This window comes from Streptomyces sp. MZ04, assembly GCF_004684775.1.
GTDB lineage: Bacteria > Actinomycetota > Actinomycetes > Streptomycetales > Streptomycetaceae > Streptomyces.
Window position 1 is genome coordinate 1 of record NZ_SRIC01000149.1, and the last position, 19,848, is coordinate 19,848.

The window sequence follows — 19,848 nt, forward strand, 5'->3', positions numbered from 1 at the left end:
GATCCGCCCCGAAGCGGCGGCCTAGCCCGCAGCGGGCAGCCAGCCGAAGGCCTCGGCGCTGGGACGGTCGCCGGCCTTGTACTCCAGCCCGACATACCCCTCGTATCCGGCCTTACGGAGCTGATCCAGCAGCTCCTCAAGCGGCAGCGACCCCGTCCCCGGGGCCCCACGGCCAGGGTTGTCCGCGATCTGCACGTGCCCGGTCTGGGCCACGTACTGCTCGATGACGGCAGGCAGGTCCTCGCCATTCATGGACAGGTGGTAAAGGTCCATGAGGAACTTGGCGTTACCAAGACCGGTAAGGGCGTTCACCTGGTCCACCACGGCGACAGCCGCCGGCGCGCTGACGATCGGGCAGAGCGGCGACTCGGGCTTGTTGAGCGCCTCGATCAAGAGGATCGCACCGACCCGGTCGGCCTCCCGTGCCGCCAACGCCAGGTTCTCCAGGGCGAGTTCGTCCTGGACTGCGGGGTCCACGCCCTCCACCCGGTTGCCGTACAGCGCGTTGAGCGCCTTGCAGCCGAGGGACTCGGCGAAGTCCGCCGCGACGGCGAGGTTCGCGCGGAACTTCTCGCTCTCCTCGCCGGGGATCGACAGCGCGCCCCGGTCGGGACCGGGCAGCTGCCCGGCGTAGAAGTTCAGGCCCACCAGCTGTACGCCGGCGTCCGTGATCGCGGCGCGCAGCGCGTCGAGCTCGGACTGCTCGGGGGTGGGGGCGTCGACCCAGGGCCACCACAGCTCGACCGCCGTGAAGCCCGCCGCGGCGGCGGCCGCGGGGCGCTCCAGGAGCGGGAGTTCCGTGAAGAGGATCGACAGGTTCACATTGAAGCGCTGGTCGGAGTATCCCATGGGGCTTCCGCGCTCCTTCCGTATTGCGGAAGTTAATTTCTGTCTGATGGAAGATTGCCGTCGAGGCTCCGCCCTTGTCAAGAGGGGCCTCCCGGAAATCGGAAACACGGCAGTAGGTTGGGCCCGTGCGATTGCGAGTGGAGTTCACGACCGAACCGTTCGACCTGGACGAGGCCCCGCCCCATGCGGTGGTGGCCCGCGAGGTCATCCAGGGGGCCGATCTCGACGCCGTGGACGTCGGCCCGTTCGGCAATACCGCCGAAGGCGGCGCCGACGAGGTCCTGACGGCAGTCGACGCCCTGCTGCGCAAGGCCCTGGAGGCCGGCGCCACCCGCGTCTCGCTCCAGGTGAATGTGCTCGGAGAGTCGGGGGAGGCCGTCGAATGACCGGACCCACAGACGACCACGACCCCTTCGTGGCCGCCGTCAAGCCGCTCGTGGACGCCATGGGCGGCGAGATGGTGCCGCCCGGTCAGGCGGGCACCGACGACGTCGTGCTCGCCTGGGAGGGGCAGGACGTGGTCGCCGTACGCCTTCCGCAGCTCGCGGACTCCCTGGACCACATCCTGCTGGCGCTGGAGCGCAAGCGCGGCGTGCCCCTCTCCGAGCTCGACCGCAAGGCCAAGCAAGAGGTCGTACGGATACTCGAGGCGCGTGGCGCCTTCGCCGTACGGCATGGCGTGGAAACGGTGGCCGGCGCGCTCGGTGTCAGCCGTTTCACCGTCTACAACTACTTGAACCGCTCAACCTGAGCCCCACCCGTTCAAGGAACCCCAGGTCACCGACGTCATGGGGACTACTACCCAGGCCGTTACGCAGACCGCCGTCCGGATACCGGACGGCGGTTTTCTGTAACGCGAAGTTTTCAACAAAGTGTTGACGTGGTGTTTCAGCTGGCGTTAGCTATCCGCAGCCCGTCCAGCACAAGGCCACGGAGGCTCCCCGTGACTTCGAGTACGACACCGGGTCTCGCCCGGTTCAACGCCTTGACGGAGAGCGCCGCAACCGCCGCCCTCCATGAGGTCTGTGCCTCTTCGGCCTGGGGAAGCACCTTGCTCTCCCAGCGCCCCTTCTCCGCCGTCGAAGCCCTCTTCGCCGCCAGCGACGCCGCCACGGCCGAACTGACCGACAAGAATCTGGCCGAGGCGATGGCGGGGCACCCGCCGATCGGCCGCCCGAAGCCCGGCGACCCCACCTCGTCCCGCGAACAGCGGGGCATGGCGGGGGCCTCCGAAGAGCTCAAGGCCGAAATGCTCGAACTGAACCTGGCCTACCAGGAGAAGTTCGGCCATGTCTTTCTGATCTGCGCCACCGGCGCGACCGGAGAGCAGATGCGCGATGCGGTGAAGACCCGGATCGACAACACCGCCGAGCAGGAGCGCGACATCGTCCGCACCGAACTTGGCAAGATCAACCGAATCCGGCTGACCCGCATCGTGGAGGAAGAGAACGCATGAGCACGGAAACCACCGCCTCGGTGTCCACGCACATCCTGGACACCAGCGTCGGACGCCCCGCAGAGGGTGTCGCCATCACGCTCACGGCCCGCAGCGGCCGCGAAGCGCAGTGGGTGACGCTCGGCGGGTCCGCGACCGACGCGGACGGGCGCTGCAAGGACCTCCCGGCCCTGCCGGAAGGCACCACCCACGTACGACTCGACTTCGAGGTCGAGGAGTACTTCTTTTCAAACAACCACAGTTCCAAGAAGCAAGCCGAGGCGCAGCAGGACGCCCCCCGCGTAAGGGACAGCGGTGCGTTCTTCCCGGAGGTGGCGATCACATTCGCCGTCAGCCCGGGCGAGCACTATCACGTACCGCTGCTGCTCAACCCGTTCGGCTACTCCGTTTACCGAGGGAGCTAGCAGACATGCCCACGATTCTCGGCCAGAACCAGTACGGCAAAGCAGAGAACCGCGTCGTCAAGATCACGCGGGACGGCGACACCCACCACATCAAGGACCTGAACGTCTCGGTCGCCCTCTCCGGCGACATGGACGACGTGCACTACTCGGGCTCCAACGCCAACGTCCTGCCGACCGACACCACCAAGAACACGGTGTTCGCGTTCGCCAAGGAGCACGGCATCGAGTCCGCCGAGCAGTTCGGCATCCACCTCGCCCGTCACTTCGTGACGTCGCAGGAGCCGATCCACCGCGCTCGGATCCGGATCGAGGAGTACTCCTGGGAGCGCATCGCGACCTCGGACAACAACTCCAAGTTCATCGGCTCGGACGAGGTCAACCACTCCTTCGCCCGCAAGGGCCAGGAGCTGCGCACCTCCCAGATCACCTTCGACGGTGAGAACTGGGAGATCATCTCCGGGCTCAAGGACCTCACGGTCATGAACTCCACCAACTCGGAGTTCTGGGGCTACGTCAAGGACAAGTACACGACGCTGAAGGAGGCGTACGACCGCATCCTGTGCACCGACGTCTCCGCCGCCTGGCGTTACAACTGGACCAGCGACGCGGACCGGATGCCCAACTGGGAGAAGTCGTACGAGCAGGCCAAGAAGCACATCCTGCAGGCCTTCGCCGAGACGTACTCCCTCTCGCTGCAGCAGACCCTCTACCAAATGGGTTCGCGCGTCATCAACAGCCGGAGCGAGATCGACGAGATCCGCTTCTCGCTGCCGAACAACCACCACTTCCTGGTGGACCTCGAGCCCTTCGGGCTGAAGAACGACAACGAGGTCTACTTCGCGGCTGACCGCCCCTACGGCCTGATCGAGGCCACGGTTCTCAGGGACGGCGTCCAGCCGAAGATCCCGGTCGACATGACCAACCTCTGACGCGGGACGCGCGCCCCCGCCGCACCGCAGTGGGCGGGGGCGCGCCACACCGGAGGGAACAGCAGCAATGGCACAGCCTGCATCGGGGCCCGCGAAAGGCCCGTGTTCCACCCCATCGGACATAGCCGACGGCGAGTCAACTCCCGACTGTCACCCGGTGGATGAGAAGCTTCACCCTTCGCGGCTGTTCCCCGCCGCGCTCCAGCACATCGCCGCCATGTACGCGGGCGTCGTCACCCCTCCGCTGATCATCGGCCAGGCCTGCGGCCTGGACACCGTGGCCCAGACCCGGCTCATCGCGGCAGGCCTGCTGATCGCCGGACTCGCCACCATCCTGCAGACGCTCGGCGTCAAGGGCTTCGTCGGCAACCGGCTCCCCTTCGTCAACGCCGCGTCGTCGGCCGGCATCGCGCCCATCCTCGCCATCGCCGAGACCAACGCCAAGGGCGACCAACTCCCCGCGATCTACGGCGCGGTGATGGTCGCGGGCGTCTTCTGCCTCGCGATCGGCCCCTTCTTCGGCAGGCTGCTCCGCTTCTTCCCGCCGCTGGTCACCGGCGTCGTCATCACACTCATCGGCGTCACGCTGATGCCCGTGCCCGTGAAGTGGGCGCAGGGCGGCGACGACACGGACCCGACCTTCGGCGACATGAAGTACCTGGCGCTCGCCGCCTTCACGCTCGTCGTGATCCTGCTCTTCCAGCGCTTCGGACGCGGGTTCCTCAAGCAAGTCGCCCTGCTCGCGGGCATGTTCATCGGCACGCTGGCCGCGATCCCGTTCGGGATGGCCGACTTCACCTCCGTGCAGTCCGCGCCGCTCGCCGCGCTGCCCACGCCGTTCGCCGCGGGCGCCCCCACCTTCCAGCCCGCCGCGATCCTCTCGCTCTGCATCGTGATGCTGGTCCTGATGACCGAGTCGGCGGCCGGGATGCTCGCCCTCGGCGAGATCTGCGACCGCGAGACCGACGGGAAGACCATCACCCGCGGCCTGCGCACCGACGGCATCGCGACCCTCCTCGGTCCCGTCTTCGGCGGCTTCCCGACCTCGGCCTTCGCGCAGAACGTCGGCGTCGTCTCCCTGACACGTGTACGCAGCCGCTATGTCGTCGCCGTCGCGGGCGGAGCGCTCATCGTGCTCGGCGCCTTCCCGGTGCTCGGCGCGGTCGTCAACGTGGTCCCCATGCCGGTACTCGGCGGCGCGGGCATCGTCCTCTTCGGCTCCATCGCCGTGAGCGGCATCCGCACGCTCTCCGAGGCGGGCCTCGACGACAGCTCCAACATCATCCTGGTGGCCGTCGCGCTCGGAGCGGGCATCATCCCGCTCGCCGCGCCCACCTTCTACGCCGAATTCCCGGCCTGGGCGCAGACCGTCCTGGGCTCCGGAATCAGTGCGGGAGCGCTGACAGCGGTCCTGCTCAACCTGTTCTTTCACCATCTCGGCACCCGTAGCCACGCGGCTGCGGCACTCAAATCTTCCTAGGGTCATGCCGTGCCCACATCGCCACTCACCAACGAAGGAAGACGCACCATGGCAGCACCGGCAGACCCGCAGCGCATCGTCATCGAGAACTGTGCGATCGCGACCGTGGACGCCAACGACACCGAGTACGCATCGGGGTACGTCGTCGTCGCGGGCAACAAGATCGAGTCCATCGGCGCCGGCAAGGCCCCCGAGGGCCTGGCGAACGTCGTACGCCGTGTCGACGCCACCGGTCACCTCGTGACCCCCGGCCTGGTCAACACGCACCACCACTTCTACCAGTGGATCACCCGCGGCCTGGCCACCGACCACAACCTCTTCAACTGGCTCGTGGCGCTCTACCCGACGTGGGCGCGCATCGACGAGCAGATGACGTACGCGGCCGCGCAGGGCTCCCTCGGGATGATGGCCCGCGGTGGTGTCACCACCGCCATGGACCACCACTACGTCTTCCCGAAGGGCTCCGGCGACCTGTCGGGCTCGATCATCCGTGCCGCCTCCGAGATGGGCGTCCGCTTCACCCTCGCCCGCGGCTCCATGGACCGCAGCGTCAAGGACGGCGGCCTGCCGCCGGACTTCGCCGTCGAGACCCTCGAGGGCGCGCTCGCCGCCACCGAGGAGACCGTCAAGAAGCACCACGACGCGTCCTTCGACGCGATGACGCAGGTGGCCGTGGCCCCCTGCTCGCCGTTCTCGGTCTCCACCGAACTCATGAAGCAGGGCGCCGAGTTGGCCCGCCGCCTGGGTGTACGTCTGCACACCCACGGCAGCGAGACGGTCGAGGAGGAGAAGTTCTGCCACGAGCTCTTCGGCAAGGGCCCCACCGACTACTTCGAGTCCACGGGCTGGCTCGGTGAGGACGTGTGGATGGCGCACTGCGTCCACATGAACGACTCCGACATCGCGGCCTTCGCCCGCACCGGTACGGGCGTCGCCCACTGCCCGTCCTCCAACGCCCGCCTCGCGGCAGGCATCGCCCGCGTCCCCGACATGCTGAAGGCGGGCGTCCCCGTCGGCCTCGGCGTCGACGGCACCGCCTCCAACGAGTCGGGTGAACTCCACACCGAGCTGCGCAACGCGCTGCTCATCAACCGCCTCGGCGCGCACCGCGAAGCCGCCCTGAACGCGCGCCAGGCACTGCGCCTGGGCACGTACGGCGGCGCCCAAGTCCTGGGCCGCGCAACGCAGATCGGCTCCCTGGAGGCGGGCAAGCTCGCCGACTTGGTCCTCTGGAAGATCGACGGCATCGGGCACTCCTCGATCGCCGACCCGGTGACCGCCATCGTCTTCGGCGCGGCGGCCCCGGTCACACTCTCCCTCGTCAACGGCAAGCCGGTCGTCGAGAACGGCCGCCTGCTGCACGTCGACGAGGACGCCATCGCCCGCTCCACGCGGGAGGAGGCGCAGCGCCTCGCGCGGATCTCCGCCGAGAGCTGACACCTGGAACTCCGGTCAGGGGGGACGGCCCTTGACCGGACTTGAGCGGCCGAGCGGGCTGCTCAAGTGCCGCCCCGGAACGTGGCCCAAAGCTTCACGTTCCCGGGGCGGTCAGTACTACCTGGGCGCAGTACCCCACCGGCCCCGCCGGTACCACCACCCACAACTTCATACCGAGCAAGTCCTTGCACCACGCACCACCTCCCAGAAGCGAAGTGCCGGCACAGCCCGTACGCACTGGAAAACAACCGGAGGAGCCACAGTGGCCACTCAGCCCAGGTTCACCAAGCAAGGCAACACCCCCGACCCGGACTCCGACGAGGGGTCCATACCACCCGTACATCCCGTGGACGAGAAGCTCCCACCCCTGAAGATGGCGACCACCGGTCTGCAGCACGTGGCCGCCATGTACGCGGGTGTCGTCGCCCCGCCGCTGATCGTCGGCGCGGCGATCGGCCTCTCCGCCACGGAGCTCACGTTCCTCACCGGCGCCTGTCTCTTCACGGCGGGCCTCGCGACCTTCCTCCAGACGCTCGGCATCTGGAAGATCGGCGCCCGGCTCCCCTTCGTCAACGGCGTCACCTTCGCCGGGGTCGCGCCCATGCTCGCGGTCGTCGACTCGACCAAGGACAAGGACGACGCGCTGCCGATCATCTTCGGCGCCGTGATCGTCGCGGGCGTCCTCGGCTTCATAGCGGCCCCGTTCTTCTCGAAGATGGTCCGCTTCTTCCCGCCGGTGGTGACGGGTACGGTCATCACCCTCATCGGCATCTCACTCATGCCGGTGGCCTTCGGCTGGGCCCAGGGCCCGGTGCCGGGCGCCGACGACTACGGCTCGATGAAGAACCTCGGCCTCGCGGGCATCACCCTGGTGATCGTCCTGCTCCTGCGCCGCTTCACGACCGGCTTCGTCAAGCAGATCGCGGTCCTCCTCGGCCTGATCCTCGGCACGCTCGTCGCGATCCCCTTCGGCGTCACGGACTTCAGCCCGGTCGGCGACGCGGACATCGTCGGCTTCCCGACGCCGTTCCACTTCGGCGCCCCGCAGTTCGCGGCGGCGGCGATCGTCTCGCTGTGCGTGGTCATGGTGGTTTCCATGACCGAATCCACCGCCGACATGCTCGCCCTCGGTGAGATCGTGGACCGCCCCGCCGACGAGAAGACCATCGCGGCCGGTCTGCGCGCCGACACCCTCGGCTCGGCGATCAGCCCGCTCTTCAACGGCTTCATGTGCAGCGCCTTCGCGCAGAACATCGGCCTGGTCGCGATGACCAAGATCCGCAGCCGGTACGTCGTCGCCGCGGGCGGCGGCTTCCTGGTCCTGATGGGCCTGTGCCCGATGGCGGCGTCGCTGATCGCGGTCGTGCCGCGCCCGGTACTCGGCGGCGCGGGCGTCGTCCTGTTCGGCTCGGTCGCGGCGAGCGGCATCCAGACGCTGGTCAAGGCGAACCTGGAGAAGGACAACAACGTCCTGATCGTCGCCGTCTCGCTGGCCGTCGGCCTGATCCCGATCGCGGCGCCGGAGTTCTACCACGCGTTCCCGGAGACCGCGAAGATCATCCTCGATTCGGGCATCTCCACGGGCTGTGTCGCCGCGGTGCTCCTGAACCTGGTCTTCAACCACATCGGCGGCCGCAAGGACGACGACGATGTGACGGCTCCGATGGAGGCCGGGGGAGAAATAGCGGAACAGAGGGTGCACGAAGGGTCTTCCGCAGCGGGGGCCCACTGACTTGAATGCTCCCCTCCCCAGGGGGAGAGGATTCCTGGCGCAAGACCTCCTGGAGCAGCGCTCCAGGAGGTCTTGCGCCCAGGTGGCAGATCAGTGTGGCTCTGTTCGTGAGTCCGGTCGAGCCTCAGTCGAGTGTGGTGCTGCCGTGCACGACCTTGCCGCCGACCACGGTCAACAGCACCTTGGTCCGGGCTATCTCCTCGTCGGGCACCTTCAGCACGTTCCGGTCCAGCACGATCAGGTCGGCGAGCTTGCCCTTCTCCAGGGAGCCGGTCGTCTTCTCCTGGCGTAGCTGGTAGGCGCCGTTGAGGGTGGCGGCGCGCAGGGCGGCGGCCCGGGGCAGCCGCTGGTGCGGGGTCATCGGGCCCTGCTTGGCGTAGGGGCTGCCGGGGGTGGCGGTGCGGGTGATCACGGTCTTGATGGCGGTCCACTCGTCGAGCGGGTCCACCGGCCAGTCGCTGCCGAGAGTGATCCGGCCGTGGTGGTGGTTGATGTCGCCCTCAGGCTCGTAGTGCGACCAGCGCTTGGATCCCAGGTACGGCTTGACCGAGTCCACTGAGTCCGGGGCCGGCTTTGGCCAGTGGAAGCCCATGGCCGCACACACGTTGAGCCGGCCGAACCGGGGGACGTCCTTGGGGTTGACCAGTTCCGCGTGCGCCACCGTGGGGCGGGTGTCCCGGTCGCCCTGTTCGCGGAGGTGGGCGAAGGCGTCCAGGGCGGTACGTACCGCCCGGTCGCCGATGGCGTGGATGTGCGGGTCGAAGCCGGCCTTGGCCAGCTTGTGGACGGTGTTGTTGAGCTTCTCCGGCTCCCAGTAGTGCTCGCCCTTCTTGTTCCCATGCACCCAGTCGTTGTGCTTGTGCACCAGGTACGGCTCCAGCAACGCCGCGGTCTGGGCCGGGTATTGGAGCACCCCGTCCAGGAACAGCTTGGCGTTGTGTACGGCGACGGTGGGGCGGGTTTTGGTACGGCCGGCGTGGTAGCGGCGGCGCAGTCGGCGCAGTTCCTTGACCGGGTCCGCCGCGGAGACCTCGACCACCGGGGCGAAGTGGGGGCGGGCGGTGAGTTCGCCCTGCTCGGCGAGGGTGGTGAAGGCGCGGAGGGCGTTCTCGTCGGCGAGGGCGTCCATGAAGGTGGTCACGCCCTGTTCGGCCAGGGCGGTCAGGGCTCTACGGGCGACCCTGACATGGTCCTTGGCTGTCGGCTCGGGGAGCTTGGACTTGACCAGTTTGTCGGCGCCGTCCTCCAGGAGGCCGTTCGGTTCGCCGTCCTCGTCCCGGCCGATCCTGCCGCCGGACGGGTCCTCGGTCTTGGCGGTGATCCCGGCGATCTCCAGGGCACGGCTGTTGAGCAGCAGCGTGTGTCCGTCGGTGGACTGCACCATGACGGGGCGCTCGGTGTCCAGCTTGTCGAGGTCGGCCTTGGTCAGCTTGGTGCCGGCGGGGCGCATGGCCTGGGCGTACCAGTGGTTGACCTGGACCCAGGCGTCGGGCTCGGCGTCCTTGGTCTTGTCGATGTACGCCTGGACCCTGTCCTGGAACTGCTTCACCGTCAGTGGCTCGTAGTTCAGGTCGCAGCCGAGCAGCCCCTGGCCGCCCTCCATCGGGTGCAGGTGTCCGTCGTGCAGGCCCGGCATCACCATCCGGCCCTTCAGGTCCACGACCTTGGTGTCCTTCCCGATGTGCGGGGCGACGCCCTTGGTGTTGCCGACGTAGGCGATCCGGCCGCCGGTGACGGCCAGGGCCTGGTGCACGCTGTCCTGGTCGTCGACGGTGTAGACGTAGCCGTTCTTCAGCACCAGGTCGGCGGGCCGGTCGTCTTCCTCACCGGACGGGCTGCACCCCTCGGTGACGGTCACCGCAACTGCGGTGGCACCGGCGGCGGCCAGGACGGTCCGGCGACGGGGGCTACTCTCCATGGGAATCTCCTCGGAACACGGAACACGGAACACGGAACACGGAACACGGAACACGGAACACGGGGCGCGTGGGGCGTATCAGGGCGAACGGTGTGGTGGATGGCTGAGCAGGGCGGCAGGGGCAACCGGACACAGGAGCGCGGGCGGCAGGCGCGGCGCAAAGTGGTGGAGGCGGCGCTGTCGGTGATCGCGGAGCGGCCAGTGGCCGAGATCCAGGTGCAGCAGATCGCGGAGCGGGCGGGGATGAGCCCGGCGCGGGTGCTCTACTACTTCTCCTCAAAGGACCAGATCCTGGCCGAGACGTTTCGCTGGAGCGAGCGGCAGCTGGCGGAGCGTCGGGCGCAGGAGTTCGCGAAGGTCGCCGACCCGGAAGGACGGCTGGAGCGTTTCGTCTGGTTGTACCTGCCCACGGACCGACACGACGTCTCCTGGAAGCTCTGGCTCGAAGCCTGGCTGCGTGCGGTGTCGAACGACGACATGAGCCGCACGGCGGACGCGATCGACAGCGCCTGGATGCAGGACCTGGCCGAGATCGTCCGGGACGGTGTGGCGGACGGGGTGTTCCGCCCGCTGGACGCCGGGGCGTTCCTGTCCTCGTTCAACGCTCTGTTGGACGGACTTGCGGTGCACGTGCTCATTGGTCGGGTGGACCGGAAAGCTGCGGTACGAACCGCGCTGGAGCACGCCACCCGGGAGTTGCTACCTCCTGGAACCTGAATCTGAATGTGATTTAAGTTTGGCGAGTATGGCGGCCCAGCGGTTGTGGCGTCAACCACCCAACTGCGACCGAAGAGTGGGCAGTTGGGGCCGAGCGCGGTGGGCTTCCGGTGAGCGGGGCGGGTGCCTGGGGCATTGACGTCGAATTCATGCCAGACCGGGGGCGGTCGGCGCTGGTGAACTCGGCGTCATGCCTGTTCCTGCCTCTTCGGCCGCGTCCCCGCCCGCACTCGACGGCGCGGTCGCCCGCGGGCCCTCGGCTCATCACCGCCTTCCTACTGGCGTACGGAGCCGCGGGCATCCTCGGCAACTTCCTCGCGGGAGCGTGGGTGAGGCGTGACCTGCGCGCCACGTTCACGGCGGCCGCGTCGCTTCTCGCCGCCGCGACGCTGCTGTTGCCCCTAATCGGCACGGGGAAGGTGGGTGCGTTCGTACTGCTCCTGGTCTGGGGCGCCGCGTACGGCGCGGTGCCGGTCTGCTCCCAGACATGGTTCGTGACGGCGGCACCGCGTGCGCCCGAAGCGGCGTCCGTCGTCTTCACGTCGTCGTTCCAGGCGACCTTCGCGTTCGGCGCGCTGGCGGGCGGGGCGGTGGTGGACACGGCGTCGACCACCGTGGTGATGGTCTTCGGGGGGATCACCGCTGTCCTCGCGGCGGTGACGGTTGTCCGGTCGGTGCGGTAAGGATGGATCTTGCACATGCGTCGAGAAGAGATGAGAAGGGAAGCCGGGATGAGCCAGGCCGAGCGCATCAGCGATGGCGTCACCATCCGCAAGGGGAGGGCCGAACTCATCGATCAGCTCCAGCCACTGTGGTTGGCGCTGCACACCCATCACCAGTCCGTGCAGCCCGGCTTCGCCTACTTCGCCGACAAGACGTCCTGGGAGCTGCGCCGCTCCTGCTACGAGCGCTGGACCGCGGCGGAGGACTCCTTCGTTCTCCTGGCCGAGCTGAACGGCCGGGCGGTCGGCTACGCCCTCGTGGAGATCCAGCCGGGGCCCGACGACACCTGGGTGACCGGCAGCCGCATCGCCGAGCTCCAGACGCTGTCGGTCGCCCCGGCCGAGCGCGGCAACGGCATCGGCACCCTGCTGCTGGACCGCGTGGACGCCGAGCTGGACGGGCTCGGCGTCGGCGACTTGCTCGTAGGGACGCTGGCCGCCAACTCCGGTGCCCAGCGCCTCTACGAGCGCCGGGGGCTGCGTCCGGTCCTCGTGCACTACGCCCGCTTCACGGCCGACCCGGAGCGGGCCGAGCCCGTCAGGCCCCGCGAGTCCTGAGGCGGCGTACGGCCCGCGCCTTCTACTGGTGTGTACGGGCGAGGCCGACGAAGGCCTGCCAGGTGGTGGGGGAGAGAGCGAGTTGGGGGCCCTGGGGGCTCTTGGAGTCGCGTACGTGGATGGTGGTGGGGCAGGTGGCGATTTCTACGCAGTCGCCGTCGCCACCGCTGCTGTACGTGGACTTGCGCCAGGCGAGGGCGACTTCTACGCAGTCGTCGCCGTCACCGCCGCTGTAGCTGCTCTTGAACCAGGCCAGTTCGGGGGTGCTCATACCGCTCCTCGCATCCGCTGCAGCAGGCTCACCGAGTCTTCGAGGGTGAGAGCCTGTGAGCGCATCCTGGCATACCGCGTCTGGAGCACGCTGATCTCTCTCGGGTCAGAGATGAACTGACCGCCGCGCTGCCCCTCGCAGTAGGCGAACCACTTGTTGTCCGGGGATTCCGATAGCTGCATCGGACCGTCAAGCCCCGCATGCGTCTCCCGCACCAAGGGCACGATCTGTAGCTCGATGTTCCTGAGAGCAGCCAGCCCCAGCAGATGCTCGACGAGCCCGCGCGTCACCTCCTCCCCACCCATCCGCCGCAGCAGCAGATGCTCTTCGAGGATGAAGCTGTACGCCGTGTTGGGCCGCTCCGTCAGGAGTCTCTGCCGCTCCTGCCTCGCCGCGAGCTGAGCCTCGATCTGCTCGTCGCCGAGCGGCGGGAGCTGGTTGGTGAACAGCGTTCGCGCATACGCCTCCGTCTGCAACAACCCCGGGATCAACCGGCATTCGTACGTGTAGAGGTTCAGCGCCTCTTGCTCAAGCTGGGCCCAGCGGCGGAACCACGACGCAAGCCCCCGCTGCCGCGAAAGCTGATTGGCCATAAGCCGCAACGTGCCAAACGCGTCCAGCGCGGCCTCGCACTGGTCGATGAACCGAGGCGGAGGAAACCGCCGCCCCTGCTCGACGGAGGCGAGGAAGTGCGTGGAGTACCCGATCTCTGGGGCCAACGCCTCCTGCGTATAGCCCGCCCGCTTGCGAAAGCTCTTCAGTGCCGCCCCGAAGGCCTTGAGCCCATCTGTCGGTTCGGGCTCATTGCTGCCCTGCGTACTTGACGACATCACGGGTATCCCCTGACGCTCGCTTACCGGTCCCCGCCAACTCGCCCATGGTCACGGTCGGTTACGCGTACTGTCCACACTTCGTACTCGTACAAATACGGAGCGTACGAGTTGGGCTCCTGGTGAGGGACGTGCCGCGAGGCCACGGTGGGCGCCATGCCACAGCGAGCGCAAACCGCCACCCCCGTAAGTGTGTTCACGCAGCGTTTCAGTGCGACGCCCCGAGGCGCTCGCCTCGCCAGACGTCTGGCGAGGTACCACCTCGACGAGTGGGGCGTGCCCTACGGCAGCGAACTCTCCGAGGCGGCGGCGCAGATCGTCGCCGAGCTGGCGGCGAACGCGGTGACGCACGGCCGGGTCGCGGGGCGTGACTTCGAGCTGCGGCTGACGTGCGAGCCGCGCGAGGGTGGCGTCGTACGCGTCGAGGTGAGCGATTGCCGTACTGAGAGTCGGCCGCCGCTGAATCCCCAACTGCCTGCCCCTGACGAGGAGTCGGGTCGGGGTCTGCTCCTGGTGGCGGCGCTGGCGAGCGAGTGGGGCGTGGCGGAGCGGGAGGTCGGCAAGACGGTGTGGGCGAGGCTCGCGCTGTCCGAGTGAGGACTGTGCACCATTCTGACCTGGGGAGATGTGCTGGAACGCCGCGTCAGCGGCCGTGACAGGCGCGTGACAGGTAGCTGTCAGGCCCGGCGCTGATGGTGGACCCATGAAAACTTCAGCGATCGCAGTCGCAGGACTGCACAAGGCATACGGCGACAAAGCCGTCCTCGACGGCATCGACTTCGATGTTCCCGCCGGATCGGTCTTCTCCATGCTCGGCCCGAACGGGGCGGGCAAGACGACGACGGTGAACATCCTGACGACCCTGATGAAGGCCGACGCCGGGACGGTGCGGATCGCCGGGCACGACGTGGCCACCGGCACCAAGGACGTGCGCTCGGCGATCGGCGTGACCGGTCAGTTCGCCGCGGTGGACGAGCTGCTCTCGGGCCGGGAGAACCTCCAGCTGATGGCGGATCTGAAGCGCGTACGCTCCGGCGGCAAGCTGGTCACGGGGCTCCTCGAGCGGTTCGACCTGGTGGAGTCCGCGGACAAGATGGCGGCGACGTACTCAGGCGGTATGCGCCGCAAGCTGGACCTGGCGATGACGCTGGTCGGCAGCCCGCAGATCATCTTCCTCGACGAGCCGACGACGGGCCTCGACCCGCGCAGCAGGCGCACGATGTGGGAGATCGTCCGCGAGCTGGTGGTCGAGGGCACCACCATCTTCCTCACCACCCAGTACCTCGACGAGGCCGACGAACTCGCCGACCGCATCGCGGTGTTGAACGACGGGAAGATCGCCGCCGAGGGGAGCGCCGAGGAGCTGAAGCGGCTCATTCCCGGCGGTCATGTGCGGCTGCGGTTCTCCGACCCGGTCGCGTACCGGTCCGCCGCCGTCGCGCTGCGCGAGGTCACCACGGACGACGAGACGCTGTCGTTGCAGATCCCCAGCGACGGCACCCAGCGCGAGCTGCGCTCCATCCTCGACTGGCTGGACGCCGCCGGCATCGAGGCCGACGAACTGACCATGCACACACCGGACCTCGACGACGTCTTCCTCGCCCTGACCGAGCACACGAACGACACGAACGACACGGACCACACCAACGGCACGGACCACACCAACGGCATCAACACGGAGGCGATCGCGAAGTGAGTACCGCATCGATGTCTACGGCGCTGACCGACTCGGCGATCATGCTGCGCCGCAACGTGAAGCACACCCTGCGGAACCCGACCACGATGTTCAACGCGGTCCTGTTCCCGATCGTCCTCATGCTCATGTTCGTCAAGGTGCTCGGCGGCGGGTTCGACGTCGGTGAGGTCTACATCGACTACGTGACGCCAGGTCTGCTCGTGATGGCCGTCGGCTACGGCCTCGGCGCCACCGCGACGGAGGTGAACTCCGACATGACCAAGGGCGTCATCAACCGCCTCAAGGTCATGGACGTATCCCGCGGCGCCATGCTGAGCGGCCACGTCATCATCACCACCCTGCGCGCCCTGGTGGCCTGCGCCGCCATCGTCGGGGTGGCCTTCCTGATGGGGTTCGACCCGGCCGCGAGCGCGCTCGACTGGCTCGGCGTGATCGGTGTCGTCGTCCTGTTCGGCTTCGCGGCCAGCTGGCTGACCGTCGCCATGGGGCTCTCCGCGAAGACCGTGGAGTCGGCGGGCATGGCCACCGTGCCGCTGGTCATGCTGCCGTTCCTGAGCAGCGCGTTCGTGCCCGCCGACACGATGGGGACCGGCGTACGGCAGTTCGTGGAGTACCAGCCCTTCACCCCGATCATCGAGACGCTGCGCGGGCTGCTCGCGGGCGACCCGTCGGGCGGCGACGCCATCGCGGCCGTCGCCTGGTGCCTCGGGATCGCCCTCCTCGGGTACGTGTGGGCGGTCGCCACGTTCAAGAAGCGAGCGTGACCTCGGGCACGTTCAAGAAGCGAGCGTGACCTCGACCAGCCGGGACCAGTCGGTCCGCGTCCCCTCCAGAGCCACCTCGGCGAACTTCGCTTCGCCGAGGTGGCTCTGTGCTGCCCGCTCGATCCGGGCCACGTCCGGGTGGGAGCTGTCCCGCACCCCGCGCACGCCCGCGCTCGCCGCGAGCAGCCGCGCTGCCTGCTCGTACTCGCCCTGGCGCAGTGCCAGGTCCGCGACGCCGACCAGCACCCCGGCGGTCAGCGGCGAGATTCCCGCCTCGGCCGCCGCCTCGCAGGCTGCCGCGCGGTGCGCGCGGGCCTGACCGAGGTCGTCGGTGAGGTAGCCGAGCAGGTCGTGCGTCATCGCCCGCATGTACGCGTTCTCCGCCACCTCGCCCAACAGGGCCGTCGCGACGTCGAGTTGCCCACGCGCCGCCTCGGCGTCACCGCCCCACCGGGCGATGTCCGCCCTCGCGAGGGCCAGTTCGGCCAGCGCGTCGGGCCAGGCGACCCGCTCGGCGAACCGCTGCGCCTCGGCGATGGCGGCCGCGCAGGCGTCCTCGTCGCCGAGGAACCAGTACAGCCGTGCCTGCAGCGACCGCATCCGGATGATGTCCTCGGTGGCACCGACCTCGGTGACGACCGCGATCGCCTCTTCGTAGTACTCGCACGCACCGGCGAACTCGCCGCGCGATGCCATCCGGTCGGCCAGCTCGGTCAGGGCGAACGAGATCCCGAACCGCTCGCCGAGCCCCCGGAACTCGACGAGCGCCCTCTCCAAGTACGCGTCCGCCTCCTGCCCCGCGTGGCCGAGCATGATCCGCATCTTGCCCAGGTGCAGCCGGGCGAGCGCCCGCACCCAGGGGTCCTCGTCGTCGAGCACCATTTCCCAGGCGGGCAGGAACTCGTCGGGCTCCACCTCCAGCATGCGTATCAGCGGGGCGATGAACCCCAGCGCCGGGTGGCGGCGCCGGCCGCCCCCGGCGCGCTCGCTGAACCGTTGCGCATCGCGGATCCATTCCTCCGCCTGGTGCTGGTCTCCCCGCCCGGCGCTCACGAACATCGAGACGACCGCGTACACCGTGGCCCGGAGGTCGTCGGCCACCTCACCGGGCACCCTGGTGGCCGCGGTGAGCAGCTCGACGCCCTCGCCCCTGTGCCCGCCGAGCCACCAGTACCAGCCCGCGCCCGCCGCGAGCTCCATCGCCGCCTGCGCCTCGCCCGCCGCGAGCGCACCGCGCATCGCCGCGGCGATGTTGTCGTGCTCGGCCTCCAGCCTGGCCAGCCAGTCCAGCTGCTCGGCGCGGCGCAGGTGCGGCTCGGCGGTCTCGGCGAGCTCGGTGAAGCAGGCCAGGTGCGCCTGGCGGGCCGACTCCGATTCCCCCGCCTCCGCGAGCCGCTGCCCGGCGTACTCCTTGATCGTGCCGAGCATGCGGTAGCGCGGGGCGCGGTCGCCCTCGGCGCGAAGCAGCGACTTCTCGGTGAGCGCGGTGAGCAGCTCGAGCACGTGCCACGGCTCGACGCCGTCACCGCTCGCCCCGGGGTCATGTGCGCAGACCCGCTCGGCCGCCTCCAGGCTCGCCCCGCCCGAGAACACCGAGAGCCTGCGCAGAACGGTCCGCTCGGCGTCGGTGAGCAGCTCCCAGCTCCAGTCGACCGCCGCGCGCAGTGTCTGGTGGCGCGGCAGCGCGGTCCGGCTGCCGCCGGTCAGCAGGCGGAACCGGTCGTCGAGCCGGTCGGCGAGCTGCTCGACGGACATGGTGCGCAAGCGGGCGGCGGCCAGTTCGATGGCCAGCGGCATTCCGTCGAGGGCCCGGCAGATACGCACCATGGTCGCCAGGGTGCGCTCGTCCACGTCCAGGTCCCGGCGTACGGCCCCGGCCCGGTCCCGCAGCAACTGGACGGCGGGCGAGGACTCGATCTCACCGGGGCCGGCATTCCCCTTCGGCAGGGCGAGCGGCTCGACCTGCCAGAGCGCCTCGCCGGTGATGCCGAGCGGCTCCCGGCTCGTCGCCAGGATGCGCAGCCGCCGGCACTCCCCGAGCAGCCGGTGCGCGAACATCGCCGCGGACTCGATCACGTGCTCGCAGTTGTCCAGGATCAGCAGCGCCTCCCGCTCCCGGATCGCGGTGATGAGCCGGTCCGTCAGCTCCGCGTTCGGCGACCCGCCCAGCAGCGCGTCCCGCAGCCCGAGCCCGGCGAGCGTCGCCTGCGCCACATCGCCCACGTCGCCGCCCGCGCCGACGGCGGCGAGCTCCACCACCCAGGCGCCGTCCGGCAGTTCGTCGAGCAGCATGCGCGCGGTCTCCGTGGCGAGCCTGGTCTTGCCCGCGCCGCCGGGCCCGATCACGGTGGTGAGCCGATGCTCGGCGACGAGCTCACGGACGGCGCCGACCGCGGCGCCCTCGCCGACGAAGCTGGTCAACTCGGCCCGCAGATTGGTCTTACGGATCTCCTCCTTGGGCGGCCCCAACTCACCCCGCAGCAGCGCGACATGCAACGCGGCCAGCTCCGGCGAGGGATCGACCCCCAGCGCGTCGGCCAGGGCCTCCCTCGCACGCTGATACACGAGGAGCGCCTCGCTGTCGCGACCGGCGGCGGCGAGGGCACGCATCTGAGCGGAGACGAGCCGTTCCCGCACGGGGTGCGCGGCCACCAGGTCGGTCAGTTCGCTGACCATCTCAGCACCGCGCCCAAGGGTGACTTCCGCGTCGGCGCGCTCTTCCGCGGCGGTCAGGCGCAGCCCTTCGAGCCGGTCGACCGCCGCGTCGAAGGCGGCGCTGTCCTGCAGACCGACGTCCTGCATGGCCGCACCGCGCCACAACTCGAGGGCCTCGCGCAACAGCCGCGCCCGCCGAGAACCGTCTTCGGTACGGGCCTGACCGGCCCCGAGCAGCCGCTCGAACCGCACGGAGTCGACATCATCGGCCTCAACCATCAACCGGTAGCCATCAGTCCGCCCCTCGATCACCCCGGCCGGCAGTACCTTCCGCAGCCGGGAGACGAGACGCTGCAGGGCGTTGGTCGCATCGGCGGGCGGATGCTCCCCCCAGATCCAGTCGACGAGCGCCGCCTTCGGCACCGGGTGCCCCGGGCGGAGCGCGAGGGCGATGAGCAGCCCGCGCAGCCGCGCGCCCGGCACGTCGACCAAGCTGCCGTCGTCCGCGCGCACTTCGAATGGACCGAGCATCCTGATCTGCATCCGGTGAGTTTGCCATGTCCGCAAACCCCCGGCAGCCCCAGAACCCCTCAGTCGATCCGGTACGGATCCCCGTACACCTTCCACTCCAGCGGCGGGTCCAGATTCACGTTGCCCTTCTGGAGGAACACCCGCTGAGCCGTATCCACACGGCTCGTGTCCTCGTGCGCCTCCTCCTGCTTCATCGCCCAGACCCGCGCATCCAGGAACGCGTTCAAGTAGTCCGTCTCGTCGCCGCCCTCCGAAGGCGGCTGCGCCTCGTTCAGGGCGCGCTTGCGGATGTTGCCGAAGCTGGTGCTGTCGCCGCCGTTGCCGTGCATGACGATCGCGTCGTAGTACGCGAACTGGCCCAGCACGCCCAGGCCGTCCGCCTTGCCCTGCTCGACCGCCGGGTTGAAGTAGACGCGGTCCCGCTCGTCGTTCTGCGCCTTCTGGAACTCGGGGTCCTCCGCCGCCTTCTCCCAGTCGGGCTTGAACGTGGGATCCAGGCCCTCGTGGGAATCGGTGCCGTCGACCTCGCGCAGAGCGGGGAGGTACTTGGCGAGGATGTTGTCCGGCTCACGGTCGGTGTAGAGCTCGACCAGGTCCAGCATGTCGCCGGTGCCCGAGCAGAAGCCGATGATCCCGGCGGTGTAGCCGCGCCCGTCGCCGATGTCCTCGCAGTAGCGGTAGTAGTCCTTCCAGTTGAGATCGGAGTTCTCCGCGCTGCACACGATCTTCATGGCGATCTCCTTCTTCGCCGGATCGTCGAGGCCGCCCGCCGCGGGGGTCGGTGCGGCCCCCGCCGTCTGCGAGGCGATGACCGGGCCCGCGACGAGCGCGGCGCCCATGAAGGCGAGCAGGGTGCGGCGTGAGGTGTGTATGCGGTGCGCGGGAGTGCTGTGGGGGGT

19 protein-coding genes and 1 pseudogene are annotated in these 19,848 nt (G+C 69.0%); 14 read left to right on the forward strand and 6 right to left on the reverse strand.

From position 1 onward, the window contains the following. Positions 1-21 precede the first annotated feature (21 nt). Positions 22-849: a TIM barrel protein gene (locus E2651_RS26565; protein ID WP_135333749.1), complete on the reverse strand. Its 828-nt coding sequence runs from the start codon at positions 847-849 to the stop codon at positions 22-24. A 125-nt stretch (positions 850-974) separates the two neighbouring features. Between E2651_RS26565 and E2651_RS26570 the strand changes: the two genes are divergently transcribed. From E2651_RS26570 to E2651_RS26605, 8 genes are all read left to right on the forward strand, one after another. Further along, positions 975-1,235: a hypothetical protein gene (locus tag E2651_RS26570; protein ID WP_135333750.1), complete on the forward strand. Its 261-nt coding sequence runs from the start codon at positions 975-977 to the stop codon at positions 1,233-1,235. Further along, the gene (locus tag E2651_RS26575; RefSeq protein ID WP_135333751.1) at positions 1,232-1,600 is read left to right on the forward strand and encodes a helix-turn-helix domain-containing protein; all 369 of its coding nucleotides are present in this window, start codon (positions 1,232-1,234) and stop codon (positions 1,598-1,600) included. The genes E2651_RS26570 and E2651_RS26575 overlap by 4 nt, the downstream gene beginning before the upstream one ends. 192 nt (positions 1,601-1,792) lie before the next feature. Further along, positions 1,793-2,305, forward strand: coding sequence for a 2-oxo-4-hydroxy-4-carboxy-5-ureidoimidazoline decarboxylase (gene uraD / locus E2651_RS26580; protein WP_135333752.1), 513 nt, complete (start codon positions 1,793-1,795; stop codon positions 2,303-2,305). Further along, complete coding sequence (uraH, locus tag E2651_RS26585) at positions 2,302-2,709, forward strand: hydroxyisourate hydrolase (protein WP_135333753.1); 408 nt, start codon at positions 2,302-2,304, stop codon at positions 2,707-2,709. Before uraD ends, uraH begins: the two co-directional genes overlap by 4 nt. Positions 2,710-2,714: 5 nt before the next feature. Further along, the gene (pucL, locus tag E2651_RS26590; RefSeq protein ID WP_135333754.1) at positions 2,715-3,638 is read left to right on the forward strand and encodes a factor-independent urate hydroxylase; all 924 of its coding nucleotides are present in this window, start codon (positions 2,715-2,717) and stop codon (positions 3,636-3,638) included. Positions 3,639-3,705: 67 nt separating this feature from the next. Further along, entirely contained in the window at positions 3,706-5,118 is a 1,413-nt protein-coding gene (locus E2651_RS26595) for a nucleobase:cation symporter-2 family protein (protein WP_135333755.1), read from the forward strand. A gap of 48 nt (positions 5,119-5,166) precedes the next feature. Beyond that, positions 5,167-6,555, forward strand: coding sequence for an 8-oxoguanine deaminase (locus E2651_RS26600; RefSeq protein WP_135333756.1), 1,389 nt, complete (start codon positions 5,167-5,169; stop codon positions 6,553-6,555). A gap of 373 nt (positions 6,556-6,928) precedes the next feature. Continuing rightward, positions 6,929-8,287 (forward strand): nucleobase:cation symporter-2 family protein, encoded by a 1,359-nt coding sequence (locus E2651_RS26605; protein ID WP_135333766.1) that lies wholly within the window; start codon positions 6,929-6,931, stop codon positions 8,285-8,287. Between the two features lie 124 nt (positions 8,288-8,411). On the opposite strand, the gene E2651_RS26610 is transcribed toward E2651_RS26605, so the two are convergent. Beyond that, the gene (locus E2651_RS26610) at positions 8,412-10,205 is read right to left on the reverse strand and encodes an amidohydrolase (protein ID WP_135333757.1); all 1,794 of its coding nucleotides are present in this window, start codon (positions 10,203-10,205) and stop codon (positions 8,412-8,414) included. A 99-nt stretch (positions 10,206-10,304) separates the two neighbouring features. Between E2651_RS26610 and E2651_RS26615 the strand changes: the two genes are divergently transcribed. The 3 genes and pseudogenes from E2651_RS26615 (at position 10,305) to E2651_RS26625 (ending at position 12,202) form a co-directional block, all read left to right on the forward strand. Continuing rightward, positions 10,305-10,922 carry a TetR/AcrR family transcriptional regulator gene (locus tag E2651_RS26615; protein ID WP_135333758.1) on the forward strand — a complete coding sequence of 206 codons (618 nt, stop codon included), beginning with the start codon at positions 10,305-10,307 and terminating at the stop codon, positions 10,920-10,922. A 260-nt stretch (positions 10,923-11,182) separates the two neighbouring features. Further along, positions 11,183-11,605, forward strand: a pseudogene (locus E2651_RS26620) (MFS transporter); the annotation flags it as partial. 48 nt (positions 11,606-11,653) lie between these two features. Continuing rightward, the gene (locus tag E2651_RS26625) at positions 11,654-12,202 is read left to right on the forward strand and encodes a GNAT family N-acetyltransferase (protein ID WP_167828901.1); all 549 of its coding nucleotides are present in this window, start codon (positions 11,654-11,656) and stop codon (positions 12,200-12,202) included. Positions 12,203-12,224: 22 nt separating this feature from the next. On the opposite strand, the gene E2651_RS26630 is transcribed toward E2651_RS26625, so the two are convergent. Further along, positions 12,225-12,473, reverse strand: a complete 249-nt coding sequence (locus E2651_RS26630) for a DUF397 domain-containing protein (RefSeq protein WP_135333761.1) — start codon at positions 12,471-12,473, stop codon at positions 12,225-12,227. Continuing rightward, a complete protein-coding gene (locus E2651_RS26635; RefSeq protein WP_135333762.1) occupies positions 12,470-13,303 on the reverse strand; it encodes a helix-turn-helix transcriptional regulator in 834 nt (277 codons plus the stop codon). The genes E2651_RS26630 and E2651_RS26635 overlap by 4 nt, the downstream gene beginning before the upstream one ends. 156 nt (positions 13,304-13,459) lie before the next feature. Between E2651_RS26635 and E2651_RS26640 the strand changes: the two genes are divergently transcribed. The 3 genes from E2651_RS26640 (at position 13,460) to E2651_RS26650 (ending at position 15,763) form a co-directional block, all read left to right on the forward strand. Next, positions 13,460-13,900: an ATP-binding protein gene (locus tag E2651_RS26640; RefSeq protein ID WP_135333763.1), complete on the forward strand. Its 441-nt coding sequence runs from the start codon at positions 13,460-13,462 to the stop codon at positions 13,898-13,900. Positions 13,901-14,006: 106 nt separating this feature from the next. Beyond that, positions 14,007-14,999: an ATP-binding cassette domain-containing protein gene (locus E2651_RS26645; RefSeq protein WP_135333764.1), complete on the forward strand. Its 993-nt coding sequence runs from the start codon at positions 14,007-14,009 to the stop codon at positions 14,997-14,999. Next, a complete protein-coding gene (locus E2651_RS26650; protein ID WP_245239238.1) occupies positions 14,996-15,763 on the forward strand; it encodes an ABC transporter permease in 768 nt (255 codons plus the stop codon). The genes E2651_RS26645 and E2651_RS26650 overlap by 4 nt, the downstream gene beginning before the upstream one ends. 12 nt (positions 15,764-15,775) lie before the next feature. Here the strand turns inward: E2651_RS26650 and E2651_RS26655 are convergent, their stop codons facing one another. Next, positions 15,776-18,961, reverse strand: coding sequence for a BTAD domain-containing putative transcriptional regulator (locus E2651_RS26655; protein ID WP_135333765.1), 3,186 nt, complete (start codon positions 18,959-18,961; stop codon positions 15,776-15,778). A gap of 47 nt (positions 18,962-19,008) precedes the next feature. Beyond that, a complete protein-coding gene (locus E2651_RS26660; RefSeq protein ID WP_135333768.1) occupies positions 19,009-19,821 on the reverse strand; it encodes a chitosanase in 813 nt (270 codons plus the stop codon). Positions 19,822-19,848: the final 27 nt, after the last annotated feature.